The sequence below is a fragment of the Pseudarthrobacter sp. J47 genome, from assembly GCF_049810315.1.
In the GTDB taxonomy this organism is placed as follows: Bacteria; Actinomycetota; Actinomycetes; order Actinomycetales; family Micrococcaceae; genus Arthrobacter.
In genome coordinates this window covers 3,004,403-3,020,603 of sequence record NZ_CP187358.1, presented here as the reverse complement: position 1 = coordinate 3,020,603, position 16,201 = coordinate 3,004,403, and the positions used below count along the sequence as shown (strand labels likewise).

Genomic DNA, 16,201 nt, shown 5'->3' with positions numbered 1-16,201 from the left:
CCGCGTTGAGTCCAGCCCCGTGCATCTGCGCGGGGCGTTTTTAGTTTTAGCTCTTCTGAGCGGGGACCGTCGAATACCGGCACTATCCCCGGAAGGAGGGTTATGGCAACGCCTACCAAGGTTTCAGCAGTAGCTGAGATCACTAACGATTTCAAGGAATCGAACGCCGCTGTCCTGACCGAATACCGTGGGCTCACCGTTGCACAGCTCAAGCAGCTGCGTGTTTCTCTCGGCCAGGACACCAAGTTCTCGGTCGTCAAGAACACCCTGACCGCAATTGCAGCCAAGGAAGCAGGCGTTGAAGCTTTCAACGACCAGCTCTCCGGCCCCACTGCAATCGCGTTCATCAAGGGTGACGCCGTTGCAGCTGCCAAGAGCCTGACGGATTTTGCCAAGGCCAACAAGCAGCTGGTTATCAAGACCGGTTACTTCGAGGGCAAGGCACTGAACGCCAGCGAAGTTGCTGCCCTGGCAGCACTCGAGTCCCGCGAGCTGCAGCTCGCCAAGGTTGCAGGCATCCTCAAGGCTCCTGCTGCCGCCGCTGCACGCATCATTGACGCACTGCGCCTCAAGCTTGAAGAAGAGAGCGGTGCACCGGCAGCTGCCGAGGCTCCCGCCGCTGAAGAAGCCCCCGCAGAAGCTGAAGCTCCGGCTGAAGCTCCTGCAGCCGAAGAGAACTGATTTTCTCTTCCACCCAACAGACTCCGGTGCGTGAGGCCTCCGGGCCGCATGTCACCACTAAAGGAAGGACGCCAACCATGGCGAAGCTCACCAACGAAGAGCTCATTGAAGCTTTCAAGGAACTGACCATCATCGAGCTCTCCGAGTTCGTCAAGCTCTTCGAAGAGACCTTCGAAGTTACCGCTGCTGCTGTTGCTGTTGCTGGCCCCGCTGCCGGCGGCGCTGCAGAAGAAGCTGAAGAGAAGACCGACTTCGACGTCGTCCTCGAATCTGCTGGCGACAAGAAGATCGCAGTGATCAAGGAAGTTCGCGCCATCACCTCCCTGGGCCTCAAGGAAGCCAAGGACCTGGTTGACAGCGCACCGAAGGCAGTTCTCGAAGGCGCCAACAAGGAAGCCGCTGAGAAGGCCAAGGAGCAGCTCGAGGCTGCAGGCGCCACCGTTACCCTCAAGTAGCAGACGCCTCCTTGCTCTAAGCAACGAAGGAAACCCCGTCCACCTGGTGGGCGGGGTTTCCTGCGTTTAAGCCCTGGAATTGTGCCGGCCTACTCCGGATCTGAAATGTCCGCCACCGTGGCGCCCAGCGCCTTGATCAGGGCGTCAGAGTCCACAAACGCGCTGACGCCGTGTTCGCCGGCACCCATGGAGATCCGGTGGCCCGTCATGGCGGCGTCCGCGTAGACCGGCCAGGCCGTACTGCTTCCCAGTGGGGTGATGGTGCCCCGTTCGTAGCCCGTGGCTTCGAACGCGGCATCAGCCGGCGGCAGCGACAGTTTGTTGACGCCCACCAGGGCCCGGAGCTTGGGCCAGGAGATCTGCCGGTCACCGGGGATCAGCGCGAAGAGGAACGTGCCGTCCTTGTGCTTGACCACCAGGGACTTCACAATGTCCGACGGCGGGATCCCCAGGATCTGCGCCGCCTCCTGCAGGCTCCGGGCTGCTTTCCTTTCCACGAGCTCCACGTCCAGGCCATGGGCGCGGGCACCGGCGAGGAAACGCTCGCGTCCTGCCGGCGCAAGTTCCCCGTCACCCATCAGCTCTGCGTTGCCCATCAGTCGCGGTACAGCAGCAGGGCCTCGCCCTGGCCGCCACCGCCGCAGAGGGAAACAGCTGCCTTGCCGGTGCCGCGGCGCTTGAGTTCGAACGCGGCATGCAGGGCCAGGCGGGCGCCCGATGCGCCGATGGGGTGGCCCAGGGCAATGGCGCCGCCGTGGAGGTTGCACTGTTCCAGCGTTAGCTTCAGGTCCCGGAGCGACTGCACTGCCACTGAACCGAAGGCCTCGTTGATTTCCACGAAGTCCAGGTCCGAGGTGGTCCAGCCTGCCTTGTCCAGTGCGTTCTGGATGGCGTTGGCGGGCTGTGAGTGCAGCGAATTGTCAGGTCCTGCCACCTGGCCCGGCTTGCCAACAACTGCCAGGTAGTCCCAGCCGTTCGCTTCCGCCGTGGCACGGGAGGTCAGCACAAGGGCGGAGGCGCCGTCGGAAAGCGGTGAAGAGTTGCCGGCGGTGATGGTGCCGTCCGTAACGAACGCGGCGCGGAGTCCGGCCAGCGTGTCAACGGTGGTTTGCGGGCGGATGCCCTCGTCAGTTGCTACCAGGATCGGATCGCCCTTGCGCTGCTTGACGCTGATGGGGGAGATCTCCTCTGCGAACACGTCCCCGGCCCCGGCAGCCCGCTGGTGGGAGGCAGCGGCTACTTCGTCCTGGGAGGTCCTGTCGATTCCCCGGGAGATGTTGCCGCTCTCTGTGGAAAGGCCCATGGACTGGCCATCGAATGCATCGGTCAGTCCATCGTGGGCAGCCACATCCAGCGCCTGGATGGCGCCGTAGGTCCAGCCCTGCCGCGAACCGGGCAGCAGGTGCGGAGCCCTGGTCATGGATTCCTGGCCGCCGGCCACCACAACCTCTGCGTCTCCGCTGCGGATCATCCGCGCGGCATCGATCACCGCGGTGAGGCCGGAAAGGCACACCTTGTTGATGGTGACGGCGGGAACATCCCAGCCGATCCCAGCGCCAATGGAGCTCTGGCGGGCCGGATTCTGGCCGGCGCCGGCCTGGAGGACCTGGCCCATGATGATGGCGTCAACCTGGTCAGGCCGGACCCCTCCGGCCGCCAGGGCGCCCTTGATTGCGTGGGCACCGAGCTCGACGGCGGTGAAACCGGCAAGCTGGCCGTTCAATTTTCCTTGCGGCGTGCGGGCCGCTGAAACGATGACAACGTCAGTGTTGTCTACAGAATTGGTCATGGCTGTCTTCCGTCCAGGTTCAATGTATGCCTAGGCTATCGCGGCCTGGAGGGGAGAACTACCCATCCCGCCAATGTGCGGTTGGGGTCCGCGCTTGCGTAGGGTAGGTACCGACTTTCCCCTACCCACGATGGAGCAAGGCCAATGACCGCAGACCACACCGCCACCTTCAGGCAGAAGCTGTTGCTGGGCCTCGCCGTCGCCGGAGTTGCCGCCATGACCGCCTGCTCGGTCAGCACGCCGGAGCCGGCTGCAACCCCGGAGGAGACGGCGTCGGAATTCGAAACCGCGACCGAAACCCCCTCCGGCACCAGCACCGGGGAGGCGGACTCCACTTCCACGGCTGACGCCGGAACGCTGCCTGCCAAGGAGGCCTGCGAGGAGTTCAACACCCTCTTTGCCGAGTACGCGGCCAACAAAGGCACTGACGCCAACGCCTACGAGGACGTTTACCTCAAGGCAGATGAGCTGGGAGAGCAGGTCTCCGGGGATCTCAAGGGACTGTTCGCGTCGCTTGGGGTCCTGGCCCTGGACCACGCCACCGCCACGGAAAACGGGGGATCGCCGTCGGAGGAATCGCGCAAGGCTGTCAGCGATGCCGTCTTCGCCAATTCTTCAACCTGCAGCGCGGAGGGCGTCACGCTGCGGCTCTGACACTAGCCGTCAGTGCTGAAATCCGGCAGGAAACGGCCCTGGAAAGGGGTGCTTGCAATAACGGGGGATGTGGGGTAGACACGGACGCGGGTTTGCCGTATTGTGGATATTTGCGTCTTCCCTGTTTACCTTCAGCCTTCATATAGCGGTGGGCTTAGCCTAGCAGCCGGTCAATTAACGCGCCCGTAACAAGGCGTTGGACCGGCACCAGGTCTCCGGGTCATATAGCGGAACCGGAAAGGTAGCACTGCGGAGTCACTCCAAAGGTGCACAACGGGGGAGATCTGAAAACGCCTGAAGGTCTGTGGAAGGATCCCTCTTGGTCGCCTCGAGCACCTCTAATGTAAATAACACTGCTACCGCTATCGATTCAAACAGCACTGATGGTGCCACTCGCCGGCTCTCATTCGCGAAGATTCACGAACCCCTTGACGTTCCGAATCTCCTTGCCCTGCAGACGGACAGCTTTGACTGGCTGGTCGGTAACGAACGCTGGCAGGCACGCGTAGCCAAGGCCGTTGAAGAAAACGATCTCAGCGTCGCCACCACGTCGGGTCTGTCGGACATCTTCGAAGAGATCTCCCCGATCGAGGACTTCCAGGGCACCATGTCCCTGAGCTTCTCCGATCCGGAGTTCGCTGATCCGAAGTACACCATGGCTGAGTGCAAGGACCGGGACGCAACGTACTCGGCACCGCTGTACGTCAAGGCCGAGTTCATGAACAACAACACGGGCGAAATCAAGCAGCAGACCGTGTTCATGGGCGACTTCCCGCTGATGACCGAGAAGGGCACCTTCGTCGTCAACGGCACCGAGCGTGTCGTCGTCTCGCAGCTGGTCCGTTCGCCGGGCGCCTACTTTGAGCGCACCGCTGACAAGACCAGCGACAAGGACATCTTCACTGCCAAGATCATCCCGTCCCGCGGTGCATGGTTTGAACTCGAAATCGATAAGCGCGACCAGGTCGGCGTCCGCCTCGACCGCAAGCGCAAGCAGTCCGTCACCGTACTGCTGAAGGCCCTCGGCTGGACCGAAGGCCAGATCCTTGAGGAATTCGGCCAGTACGACTCCATGCGCGCCACCCTGGAGAAGGACGCCACCGAAACCCGCGAGGATGCCCTGCTGGACATCTACCGCAAGCTTCGTCCGGGCGAGCCCCCCACAGTAGAGGCAGCAGAGGCTCTGCTTCGCAACCTGTACTTCGAACCCAAGCGCTACGATCTGGCCAAGGTTGGCCGTTACAAGATCAACCGCAAGCTGGGCATCGACCGCTCCCTTGGAGACAAGGAAGCTTCGGTCCTGCACGTCGAAGACATCGTTGCGATGATCAAGTTCCTGGTTGCCCTGCACGCCGGTGAGAAGACCCTCATGGGCAAGCGCGATGGCCAGGACCACGAGCTCCGCGTCGAAATCGATGACATCGACCACTTCGGCAACCGCCGTATCCGCGCCGTCGGCGAGCTCATCGAGAACCAGGTCCGCACGGGCCTGTCCCGTATGGAGCGCGTTGTCCGCGAGCGTATGACCACCCAGGACGTCGAGGCGATCACGCCGCAGACCCTGATCAACATCCGCCCCGTGGTTGCCGCGATCAAGGAGTTCTTCGGAACGTCCCAGCTGTCGCAGTTCATGGACCAGAACAACCCGCTCTCGGGCCTGACCCACAAGCGCCGCCTGTCGGCCCTTGGCCCCGGTGGTCTGTCCCGTGACCGCGCCGGCATGGAAGTCCGTGACGTTCACCCGTCCCACTACGGACGTATGTGCCCCATCGAAACCCCTGAAGGCCCGAACATCGGCCTCATCGGTTCGCTGGCTTCCTACGGCCGCATCAACCCGTTCGGTTTCATCGAGACCCCGTACCGCCTGGTCAAGGACGGCGTTGTTTCTGACGACGTCCAGTACCTGACTGCTGACGACGAGGCCGAAGTCCTGATCGCCCAGGCCAACGCGCCGCTGGACGCGAACAAGAAGTTCGCGGAAGAGACCGTCCTGGTCCGTGCCCGTGGTGGTGGGGGAGAGCCCGTGCTCGTCCCGGCTGCCGACGTCGAGTTCATGGACGTTTCCCCGCGCCAGATGGTGTCCGTGGCAACCGCCCTGATCCCGTTCCTCGAGCATGACGATGCAAACCGCGCACTCATGGGTGCCAACATGCAGCGCCAGGCCGTGCCGCTGGTCCGTTCCGAGGCTCCCGTTGTGGGCACCGGCATGGAGCGCGCAGCAGCTGTCGACGCCGGTGACGTTGTCATCGCGAAGAAGCCCGGCGTGGTCACCGAGGTCTCCGCCGAGCTGGTCATCATGCTCAACGATGACGGCACGGAAACCAACTACCGCATCAACAAGTTCGCACGCTCCAACCAGGGCAACTGCTACAACCACCGCGTTCTTGTCAACGAAGGCCAGCGCCTGGAAGTCGGCGGCATCATCGCTGACGGACCGGCAACGGACCAGGGCGAACTGGCCCTCGGTAAGAACCTGCTCGTGGCATTCATGTCATGGGAAGGCCACAACTTCGAGGACGCCATCATCCTCTCGCAGCGCATTGTTGCCGAGGACGTTCTTTCCTCCATCCACATCGAGGAGCACGAGATCGATGCCCGCGACACCAAGCTTGGTGCCGAGGAAATCACCCGTGACATCCCCAACGTGTCCGAGGAAGTCCTGGCAGGCCTGGACGAGCGCGGCATCATCCACATCGGTGCTGAGGTTGAAGCCGGCGACATCCTGGTTGGAAAGGTCACTCCCAAGGGCGAGACCGAACTGACCCCGGAAGAGCGCCTGCTCCGTGCCATCTTCGGTGAGAAGTCCCGCGAAGTGCGCGACACCTCCCTGAAGGTTCCCCACGGCGAGTCCGGCACCGTCATCGGTGTCCGCGTCTTTGACCGCGACAACGACGACGAACTGCCCCCGGGCGTGAACCAGCTGGTCCGCGTGTACGTTGCAGCCAAGCGCAAGATCACCGACGGCGACAAGCTCGCCGGCCGTCACGGCAACAAGGGTGTTATCTCCAAGATCCTTCCCGTGGAGGACATGCCCTTCCTTGCAGACGGCACCCCGGTGGACATCGTCCTGAACCCGCTGGGTGTTCCGGGCCGTATGAACGTCGGCCAGGTCCTGGAAACGCACCTTGGGTGGGTTGCCAAGACCGGTTGGAAGATCGAAGGCGAGCCGGAGTGGGTCAAGCAGCTGCCCAACCTGCCCCGCGAGTCCGGTCCCACCACCGTTGCAACGCCTGTGTTCGATGGTGCCCGCGAAGAGGAAATCACCGGTCTGCTCGACTCGACCAACGTGACCCGTGACGGCGACCGCCTGATCAACTCTTCCGGCAAGACCCGTCTGTTTGACGGCCGCTCCGGCGAGCCGTTCCCGGATCCGATCTCGGTCGGCTACATGTACATCCTGAAGCTCCACCACCTGGTGGACGACAAGATCCACGCACGCTCCACCGGCCCGTACTCCATGATCACGCAGCAGCCGCTGGGTGGTAAGGCACAGTTCGGTGGCCAGCGCTTCGGTGAAATGGAAGTGTGGGCGCTCGAAGCTTACGGCGCCGCCTACACGCTCCAGGAACTCCTCACGATCAAGTCGGATGACATCCACGGTCGTGTGAAGGTCTACGAAGCGATCGTCAAGGGCGAGAACATCCCCGAACCGGGCGTTCCTGAGTCCTTCAAGGTCTTGATCAAGGAAATGCAGTCGCTGTGCCTGAACGTGGAAGTACTTTCCACGGACGGAACCACAATTGAAATGCGTGACTCTGATGACGCAGTCTTCACGGCTGCGGAAGAACTGGGCATCGACCTGTCTCGTGCAGAGCCCAGCTCCGTAGAAGAGGTTTAGAGGCAAGTGTTCGACGGCGGGTGACCGCCCGCCGTCGAACATTCACCTCCCTCTTCGGTGGTTGAGCTTGTCGAAACCCCGAACCCAAGACTTCAGAATTTAGAGAACAAGAGAGAACAGGGACCATATGTCCAGCGAATCCTCCTTCGGCCTCATGCAGATCGGCCTCGCCACCGCGGAAGACATCCGCGGCTGGTCGTACGGCGAGGTTAAGAAGCCGGAAACCATCAACTACCGCACGCTCAAGCCCGAGAAGGACGGCCTCTTCTGCGAGAAGATCTTCGGCCCTTCCCGCGACTGGGAATGCTACTGCGGTAAGTACAAGCGCGTCCGCTTCAAGGGCATCATCTGTGAGCGTTGTGGCGTGGAAGTTACCCGCGCCAAGGTACGCCGCGAGCGGATGGGCCACATTGAGCTTGCTGCGCCCGTTACCCACATCTGGTACTTCAAGGGTGTTCCGTCCCGCCTGGGCTACCTCCTTGACCTGGCACCGAAGGACCTCGAGAAGGTCATCTACTTCGCCGCCTACATGATCACAAGCGTTGACGCTGATGCCCGCCACGAGGAACTGCCCAACCTGCAGGTTGAGCACGACATCGAGAAGAAGGCGCTCATCGACAACCGCGACTCCGACATCGCCACGATCGCCCGCGACCTCGAAAACGAGATTGCGCGCCTCGAGGGTGAAGGTGCCAAGGCCGCCGACAAGAAGAAGGCACGCGACTCCGCTGACCGCCAGATGGCAAACGTCCGCAAGCGCGCTGACGCCGAAATCGAGCGCCTCGAGCAGGTCTGGGACCGCTTCAAGAACCTCAAGGTCGCTGACCTCGAAGGTGACGAGGGCCTGTACCGCGAACTGCGCGACCGCTACGGCATGTACTTCGAAGGCTCCATGGGTGCCGAAGCCATCAAGAAGCGCCTTGAGAGCTTTGACATGCAGGCCGAGTCTGACCTCCTGCGCGACATCATTGCCAACGGCAAGGGCCAGCGTAAGACCCGTGCCCTCAAGCGCCTGAAGGTGGTCAACGCGTTCCTGACCACCAACAACAGCCCGCTTGGCATGGTCCTTGACGCCGTCCCGGTGATCCCGCCGGAACTGCGCCCCATGGTCCAGCTGGACGGTGGCCGCTTCGCGACCTCCGACCTCAACGACCTCTACCGCCGTGTGATCAACCGCAACAACCGACTCAAGCGACTGCTTGACCTCGGTGCCCCGGAGATCATCGTCAACAACGAGAAGCGCATGCTTCAGGAAGCTGTTGACAGCCTCTTCGACAACGGCCGTCGTGGCCGTCCCGTCACCGGGCCTGGCAACCGTCCGCTGAAGTCCCTGAGCGACATGCTCAAGGGCAAGCAGGGCCGCTTCCGCCAGAACCTCCTCGGCAAGCGTGTTGACTACTCCGGCCGTTCGGTTATTGTCGTTGGCCCGCAGCTGAAGCTGCACCAGTGTGGCCTGCCCAAGCAGATGGCACTGGAGCTCTTCAAGCCGTTCGTGATGAAGCGCCTGGTTGACCTCAACCACGCACAGAACATCAAGTCGGCCAAGCGTATGGTCGAGCGCTACCGTCCGCAGGTCTGGGACGTGCTGGAAGAGATCATCACCGAACACCCGGTGCTGCTCAACCGTGCACCTACCCTGCACCGCCTCGGTATCCAGGCGTTCGAGCCGCAGCTTGTTGAAGGTAAGGCAATCCAGCTCCACCCGCTGGTTTGTGGCGCCTTCAACGCTGACTTCGACGGCGACCAAATGGCAGTCCACCTGCCGCTGAGCCCCGAGGCCCAGGCTGAGGCCCGCATCCTGATGCTGTCCTCGAACAACATCCTGAAGCCCTCTGACGGCCGCCCGGTTACCCTGCCTTCGCAGGATATGATCATCGGCCTGTACCACCTGACCACCAAGCGCGTCGGTTCCGCCGGCGAAGGACGGGTCTTCTCCTCGGTCTCCGAAGCCATAATGGCCTTCGATGCCCGTGAGCTGCACCTGAACTCGCAGGTCAAGATCCGCCTTGAGGGCTTCGTCCCTTACGCCGGTTGGGAAGCTCCGGAAGGCTGGGAGCCGGGTCAGCCCGCGCTCGTCCAGACCTCCCTGGGCCAGGTCATCTTCAACCAGACGCTGCCTGAGGACTACCCCTGGGTTGAGGCTGTTGCTGACAAGGGCGAACTGTCCCGGATCGTCAACGACCTCGCGGAGCGCTACCCGAAGGTTGTCACGGCGGCAACGCTGGACAACCTCAAGGATGCCGGTTTCTACTGGGCAACCCGCTCGGGCGTCACCGTGGCCATCTCCGACATCGAGGTGCCCACCTCCAAGCCGGAGATCCTGGCCGGCTACGAGACCATGGCTGCCAAGATCCAGGGCCAGTACGACAAGGGCCTGATCGACGACGACGAGCGTCGCCAGGAACTGATCGAGATCTGGAACAAGGCAACCAACGAAATCGCCCAGGTGATGCGCGACAGCCTGTCACCGATGAACACCATCAACCGCATGGTGTCCTCCGGTGCACGTGGTAACTGGATGCAGGTCCGCCAGATCGCGGGTATCCGTGGCCTGGTGGCCAACCCGAAGGGTGAAATCATCCCGCGTCCGATCAAGTCCTCCTACCGTGAGGGCCTGTCGGTGCTGGAGTACTTCATCGCGACGCACGGTGCACGTAAGGGCCTTGCCGATACCGCACTGCGTACCGCCAACTCGGGTTACCTGACCCGTCGTCTGGTGGACGTCTCGCAGGACGTCATCGTCCGTGAAGAGGACTGCGGCACCGAGCGTGGCCTTGTCACGCCGATCGCCATCGCAGACTCCAACGGTGAGCTCGTCCTGGATGAGAACGTCGAGAACAGCGCCTACGCACGTACCCTCGCTGTCGACGTCCTCGACGACAAGGGCAACGTCCTGGCTGCTGCCGGCACCGACTGCGGCGACGTCGTGATCGACCAGCTGTTCGCAGCGGGCATCACCGAAGTCAAGGTCCGCTCTGTCCTCACCTGTGAGTCCAGCGTTGGCACCTGCGCACTGTGCTACGGACGCTCCCTGGCCACGGGTAAGACCGTGGACATCGGCGAAGCCGTGGGCATCATCGCCGCACAGTCCATCGGTGAGCCCGGTACCCAGCTGACCATGCGTACGTTCCACACCGGTGGTGCAGTTTCGGCCAGTGGTGGCGACGACATCACCCAGGGTCTGCCCCGTATCCAGGAGCTCTTCGAAGCACGTACCCCGAAGGGTGTTGCACCGATTGCAGAAGCAGCCGGCCGCATCACCATCGAGGAGACGGAACGCCAGATGCGTCTGGTGATCACGCCCGACGACGGCTCCGAAGAGATTGCCTACCCGGTCCTGCGCCGTTCACGCCTCCTCATTGAGGACGGCGAGCACGTCAGCGTTGGCCAGAAGCTGATCAACGGTCCGGTCGATCCCAAGCAGGTGCTGCGCATCATGGGTCCCCGTGCCGCGCAGAAGTTCCTGGTTGACGAGGTCCAGGGCGTGTACCGCAGCCAGGGCATCGGTATCCACGACAAGCACGTCGAGGTTATCGTCCGCCAGATGCTGCGTCGCGTCACGGTCATCGAGTCCGGTGAATCGGATCTGCTGCCCGGCGAGCTCGCCGAGCGCAGCCGTTTCGAGGAAGCGAACCGCCGCGTTGTATCCGAGGGCAAGACGCCGGCTTCCGGCCGTCCCGAGCTCATGGGTATCACCAAGGCGTCACTCGCCACCGAATCCTGGCTGTCCGCAGCTTCCTTCCAGGAGACCACCCGCGTCCTGACGCAGGCGGCCATGGAAGGCAAGAGCGATCCGCTGCTCGGCCTCAAGGAGAACGTCATCATCGGTAAGCTGATCCCGGCCGGCACGGGTCTCCCGCGCTACACCGAGGTCACCGTTGAACCCACTGAAGAAGCAAAGGCCAACCTGTTCACCGGCCCCAGCGCATTCAGTGACTTCTCCTACGACACCCTGGGCGGCGAGGGAGCTCCTGAGTTCCACGCCATCCCGCTGGACGACTACGATCTCGGCAACGATTTCCGCTAAGCGTCGCTGAAAGGCCCCGTCTCCGCGCTTTCCCTCCGGGGGAGCGCAGAGGCGGGGCCTTTCGTATACACCCGATTAAGGGGCTGGAGCAAGCCGTGCTAGAATTTTGGTAATTGTTCTGTGTGGCAGTGGATGAAGGCCGCCGCAGCATCATTTTGGTTTTGTTCTCATGATGCTGGGTGTGAGCTTGTTTCCGGGTTGCGGGCTAGGTGCGCAACGAATGCCACACTTTTGCACGCCTACGCACTTGTTTCTACCCCGGCTGCAGGGACAACGCCAAAACCAGTGCAGTGACGGCTGACGCCTGAATGCACCGGTAGAGATCAAACCAACGGAGAACACGAGAGTGCCTACGATTAACCAGCTGGTCCGCAAGGGCCGCACGCCTAAGGTCTCCAAGACCAAGGCTCCCGCGCTTAAGGGCAGCCCGATGCGCCGCGGTGTTTGCACCCGCGTTTACACCACCACCCCGAAGAAGCCGAACTCGGCACTGCGTAAGGTTGCACGTGTGCGCCTCAACGGTGGCGTTGAAGTGACCGCTTACATCCCCGGTGTGGGACACAACCTGCAGGAGCACTCCATTGTGCTCGTCCGCGGCGGTCGCGTTAAGGACCTCCCCGGTGTGCGCTACAAGATCGTCCGTGGCGCCCTTGATACCCAGGGTGTGAAGAACCGTAAGCAGGCACGCAGCCGCTACGGCGCAAAGATGGAGAAGAAGTAATATGCCTCGCAAGGGTCCGGCCCCGAAGCGGCCGCTAGTAGTAGATCCCGTTTACGGCTCCCCCCTGGTCACTCAGTTGATCAACAAGGTGCTGGTCGACGGCAAGAAGTCCACCGCTGAGCGCATCGTTTACGGTGCCCTCGAAGGTGCACGCGCCAAGTCCGGCGGCGACCCCGTCGCAGCCCTCAAGAAGGCCATGGAGAACGTCAAGCCTTCGCTTGAGGTCCGCTCACGCCGTGTTGGTGGCGCAACCTACCAGGTTCCGGTTGAGGTCAAGCCTGGCCGTTCCACTGCCCTCGCCCTGCGTTGGCTGGTCGGCTACTCCAAGGCCCGCCGTGAAAAGACGATGACCGAGCGCCTCCAGAACGAAATCCTGGATGCCTCCAACGGTCTCGGTGCCGCTGTGAAGCGTCGCGAAGACACCCACAAGATGGCCGAGTCCAACAAGGCCTTCGCACACTACCGCTGGTAATACTTCCGTGCGCCGCCGGCTCCGGCCGGCGGCGGACGCGTAGTTCATCCGAAAGGGAGACCCCGTGGCACAGGACGTGCTTACCGACCTTAGCAAGGTCCGCAACATCGGCATCATGGCCCACATCGATGCCGGCAAGACCACTACTACCGAGCGCATCCTCTTCTACACGGGTGTGAACCACAAGATCGGTGAGACGCACGACGGCGCGTCCACCACTGACTGGATGGAACAGGAAAAGGAACGCGGCATCACCATCACGTCTGCCGCCGTGACCTGCTTCTGGGAAAACAACCAGATCAACATCATCGACACCCCCGGCCACGTTGACTTCACCGTTGAGGTTGAGCGCTCCCTGCGCGTCCTCGACGGCGCCGTCGCCGTGTTCGATGGCAAGGAAGGCGTTGAGCCCCAGTCTGAGACCGTTTGGCGCCAGGCTGACAAGTACAACGTTCCCCGCATCTGCTTCGTCAACAAGATGGACAAGCTGGGCGCTGACTTCTACTTCACCGTAGACACCATCATCAGCCGCCTGGGTGCCAAGCCGCTGGTCATGCAGCTTCCGATCGGTTCCGAGAACGACTTCATTGGCGTTGTGGACCTGCTCGAAATGCGTGCACTGGTATGGCCTGGCGATGCCAAGGGTGACGTCACCATGGGTGCCAAGTATGAGGTCCGCGAGATCCCTGCAGACCTGCAGGCGAAGGCTGAAGAGTACCGTGCCGCCCTGGTGGAGACGGTTGCTGAGGCTTCCGAGGAGCTCATGGAGAAGTACCTCGAAGGTGAAGAACTCACCGTCGAGGAACTGAAGGCCGGCATCCGCAAGATGACGATCAACTCCGAGCTGTACCCGATCTTCTGTGGTTCCGCGTTCAAGAACCGCGGCGTGCAGCCCATGCTGGATGCCGTCGTCGACTACCTGCCGAACCCGCTCGACGTCCCCCCGATGATCGGTCACGATCCTCGCGACGAAGAGAAGGAACTGACTCGTAAGCCTTCCGCTGACGAGCCGTTCTCGGCACTGGCGTTCAAGATCGCCGCGCACCCCTTCTTTGGCCAGCTCACCTTCATCCGCGTGTACTCCGGTCACGTGGAAGCAGGCGCACAGGTGGTCAACTCCACCAAGGGCAAGAAGGAGCGCATCGGCAAGCTGTTCCAGATGCACGCCAACAAGGAAATGCCCGTTGAGGGCGCTACCGCCGGCCACATCTATGCAGCAATCGGTCTGAAGGACACCACCACGGGTGACACCCTGTGTGATTCCAACAACCAGATCGTGCTTGAGTCCATGAGCTTCCCGGAGCCCGTGATCTCTGTTGCCATCGAGCCGAACACCAAGGGTGACCAGGAGAAGCTCTCCACGGCTATCCAGAAGCTCTCCGCTGAGGACCCGACCTTCCAGGTCTCCCTCAACGAAGACACCGGCCAGACCATCATCGCCGGCATGGGCGAGCTCCACCTGGACATCCTGGTGGACCGCATGCGCCGCGAGTTCAAGGTTGAGGCAAACGTCGGCAAGCCGCAGGTTGCGTACCGCGAAACCATCAAGCGCGCCGTCGAACGCCACGACTACACGCACAAGAAGCAGACGGGTGGTTCGGGTCAGTTCGCAAAGATCCAGATCGCCATCGAGCCGATGGACACCACCGACGGCGAGCTGTACGCGTTTGAGAACAAGGTCACCGGTGGCCGCGTTCCCCGCGAGTACATTCCGTCCGTTGACGCTGGTATCCAGGATGCGCTGAACGACGGCGTCCTGGCCGGTTACCCGGTTGTGGGCATCAAGGCAACGCTGGTTGACGGCGCTTACCACGACGTCGACTCCTCGGAAATGGCGTTCAAGATCGCCGGACGTATGGCTTTCAAGGAAGCTGCACGCAAGGCGAACCCTGTCCTGCTTGAACCGCTGATGGATGTTGAGGTCCGCACCCCTGAGGAATACATGGGTGAAGTTATCGGTGACCTGAACTCCCGCCGTGGCCAGATGCAGTCCATGGAAGACGCACAGGGTGTCAAGGTCATCCGCGCGCACGTCCCGCTGTCCGGCATGTTCGGCTACATCGGTGACCTGCGTTCGAAGACCCAGGGCCGCGCTGTGTACTCCATGACGTTCAACAGCTACGCCGAGGTCCCGAAGGCTGTTGCCGACGAGATCATCCAGAAGACCCGCGGCGAGTAGTCAGCCGGATCTTCGTAGTACCAACAGGCACTAGTATTAGTTCCTGAATCTGCAATTTCACCAATCCAAAGCCCCCAAGTAGACTTACCTGAGTTTCTGCCGCGATAAGCGCGGTTGAAGGGTAAGTCATTTGAAAACGTTCTAGGAGGAACCTGTGGCAAAGGCAAAGTTCGAGCGGACTAAGCCGCACGTTAACATCGGCACCATTGGTCACGTTGACCACGGTAAGACGACGTTGACGGCCGCCATTTCCAAGGTGCTGTACGACAAGTACCCGGATCTTAACGAGAAGCGTGACTTCGCGTCGATCGACTCTGCTCCCGAAGAGCGTCAGCGCGGCATTACCATCAACATCTCCCACGTTGAGTACCAGACCGAGAAGCGCCACTACGCACACGTAGACGCCCCGGGTCACGCTGACTACATCAAGAACATGATCACCGGCGCTGCTCAGATGGACGGTGCAATCCTCGTGGTTGCCGCCACTGACGGTCCGATGGCCCAGACCCGCGAGCACGTTCTGCTCGCCCGCCAGGTTGGCGTTCCCTACCTGCTGGTCGCGCTGAACAAGTCGGACATGGTTGACGATGAGGAACTGCTGGACCTCGTTGAAATGGAAGTTCGTGAGCTCCTGAGCTCGCAGGGCTTCGATGGCGACGAAGCACCGGTTGTTCGCGTTTCCGGCCTGAAGGCCCTGGAAGGCGACCCCGAGTGGGTCAAGTCCGTCGAGGACCTGATGGCTGCCGTTGATGAGTCCGTTCCGGACCCCATCCGCGACCGCGACAAGCCCTTCCTGATGCCGATCGAAGATGTTTTCACCATCACCGGTCGTGGCACCGTTGTTACGGGCCGCGCCGAGCGTGGAACCCTCGCCATCAACTCCGAGGTCGAGATCGTCGGCATCCGCCCGGTCCAGAAGACCACGGTTACCGGTATCGAGATGTTCCACAAGCAGCTCGACGAAGCATGGGCCGGCGAGAACTGTGGCCTCCTGCTCCGCGGTCTGAAGCGTGATGACGTAGAGCGTGGCCAGGTTGTCGTCAAGCCGGGTTCCATCACCCCGCACACCGACTTCGAGGCCAACGTCTACATCCTCTCCAAGGACGAAGGCGGACGTCACAACCCGTTCTACTCCAACTACCGCCCGCAGTTCTACTTCCGCACGACGGACGTTACCGGCGTTATCACCCTGCCTGAGGGCACGGAAATGGTTATGCCCGGCGACAACACTGAGATGACCGTTGCGCTCATCCAGCCGATCGCTATGGAAGACGGACTTGGCTTCGCTATCCGCGAAGGCGGCCGCACCGTTGGTTCGGGACGTGTCACCAAGATCATCAAGTAGCATTCGCTTCTTGGGCTGACCAGGCTGGCAACAGCCCGGT

At 61.9% G+C, this 16,201-nt stretch carries 11 protein-coding genes; 9 read left to right on the top strand and 2 right to left on the bottom strand.

The genetic code is table 11. The features are described from left to right. Positions 1-102: 102 nt before the first annotated feature. On the top strand, positions 103-681 hold the full coding sequence (gene rplJ, locus ACPJW8_RS13820; RefSeq protein WP_330187422.1) for a 50S ribosomal protein L10: 579 nt from the start codon (positions 103-105) through the stop codon (positions 679-681). A gap of 77 nt (positions 682-758) precedes the next feature. Next, a complete protein-coding gene (gene rplL / locus ACPJW8_RS13815; protein WP_330187423.1) occupies positions 759-1,136 on the top strand; it encodes a 50S ribosomal protein L7/L12 in 378 nt (125 codons plus the stop codon). An 89-nt stretch (positions 1,137-1,225) separates the two neighbouring features. Here rplL and ACPJW8_RS13810 read toward each other — a convergent pair whose 3' ends face one another. Further along, positions 1,226-1,732 carry an aminoacyl-tRNA deacylase gene (locus ACPJW8_RS13810; RefSeq protein WP_425256350.1) on the bottom strand — a complete coding sequence of 169 codons (507 nt, stop codon included), beginning with the start codon at positions 1,730-1,732 and terminating at the stop codon, positions 1,226-1,228. Next, a complete protein-coding gene (locus ACPJW8_RS13805; RefSeq protein WP_330187424.1) occupies positions 1,732-2,925 on the bottom strand; it encodes an acetyl-CoA C-acetyltransferase in 1,194 nt (397 codons plus the stop codon). Before ACPJW8_RS13805 ends, ACPJW8_RS13810 begins: the two co-directional genes overlap by 1 nt. 144 nt (positions 2,926-3,069) lie before the next feature. Here ACPJW8_RS13805 and ACPJW8_RS13800 point away from each other — a divergent pair, with 144 nt between their 5' ends. The 7 genes from ACPJW8_RS13800 to tuf all read left to right on the top strand — a co-directional run bounded on the left by ACPJW8_RS13800 (position 3,070) and on the right by tuf (position 16,161). Then, positions 3,070-3,579, top strand: a complete 510-nt coding sequence (locus ACPJW8_RS13800) for a hypothetical protein (protein WP_330187425.1) — start codon at positions 3,070-3,072, stop codon at positions 3,577-3,579. Positions 3,580-3,898: 319 nt separating this feature from the next. Further along, complete coding sequence (gene rpoB, locus ACPJW8_RS13795; protein WP_330187426.1) at positions 3,899-7,417, top strand: DNA-directed RNA polymerase subunit beta; 3,519 nt, start codon at positions 3,899-3,901, stop codon at positions 7,415-7,417. A gap of 127 nt (positions 7,418-7,544) precedes the next feature. After that, complete coding sequence (locus tag ACPJW8_RS13790) at positions 7,545-11,444, top strand: DNA-directed RNA polymerase subunit beta' (RefSeq protein ID WP_330187427.1); 3,900 nt, start codon at positions 7,545-7,547, stop codon at positions 11,442-11,444. A 346-nt stretch (positions 11,445-11,790) separates the two neighbouring features. Then, on the top strand, positions 11,791-12,165 hold the full coding sequence (gene rpsL, locus ACPJW8_RS13785) for a 30S ribosomal protein S12 (RefSeq protein ID WP_009358312.1): 375 nt from the start codon (positions 11,791-11,793) through the stop codon (positions 12,163-12,165). 1 nt (position 12,166) lies between these two features. Further along, positions 12,167-12,637 carry a 30S ribosomal protein S7 gene (gene rpsG / locus ACPJW8_RS13780; RefSeq protein WP_056543994.1) on the top strand — a complete coding sequence of 157 codons (471 nt, stop codon included), beginning with the start codon at positions 12,167-12,169 and terminating at the stop codon, positions 12,635-12,637. 64 nt (positions 12,638-12,701) lie between these two features. Further along, the gene (gene fusA, locus ACPJW8_RS13775) at positions 12,702-14,816 is read left to right on the top strand and encodes an elongation factor G (RefSeq protein ID WP_330187428.1); all 2,115 of its coding nucleotides are present in this window, start codon (positions 12,702-12,704) and stop codon (positions 14,814-14,816) included. Positions 14,817-14,970: 154 nt separating this feature from the next. Beyond that, positions 14,971-16,161, top strand: a complete 1,191-nt coding sequence (gene tuf, locus ACPJW8_RS13770; RefSeq protein WP_330187429.1) for an elongation factor Tu — start codon at positions 14,971-14,973, stop codon at positions 16,159-16,161. Positions 16,162-16,201: the final 40 nt, after the last annotated feature.

Bases quoted from the DNA above. Each gene is read 5' to 3' on its own strand.
- rplJ (WP_330187422.1), top strand. From the start codon at position 103: ATGGCAACGCCTACCAAGGTTTCAGCAGTAGCTGAGATCACTAACGAT.
- rplL (WP_330187423.1), top strand. From the start codon at position 759: ATGGCGAAGCTCACCAACGAAGAGCTCATTGAAGCTTTCAAGGAACTG.
- ACPJW8_RS13810 (WP_425256350.1), bottom strand. From the start codon at position 1,732: ATGGGCAACGCAGAGCTGATGGGTGACGGGGAACTTGCGCCGGCAGGA.
- ACPJW8_RS13805 (WP_330187424.1), bottom strand. From the start codon at position 2,925: ATGACCAATTCTGTAGACAACACTGACGTTGTCATCGTTTCAGCGGCC.
- ACPJW8_RS13800 (WP_330187425.1), top strand. From the start codon at position 3,070: ATGACCGCAGACCACACCGCCACCTTCAGGCAGAAGCTGTTGCTGGGC.
- ACPJW8_RS13790 (WP_330187427.1), top strand. From the start codon at position 7,545: ATGTCCAGCGAATCCTCCTTCGGCCTCATGCAGATCGGCCTCGCCACC.
- rpsG (WP_056543994.1), top strand. From the start codon at position 12,167: ATGCCTCGCAAGGGTCCGGCCCCGAAGCGGCCGCTAGTAGTAGATCCC.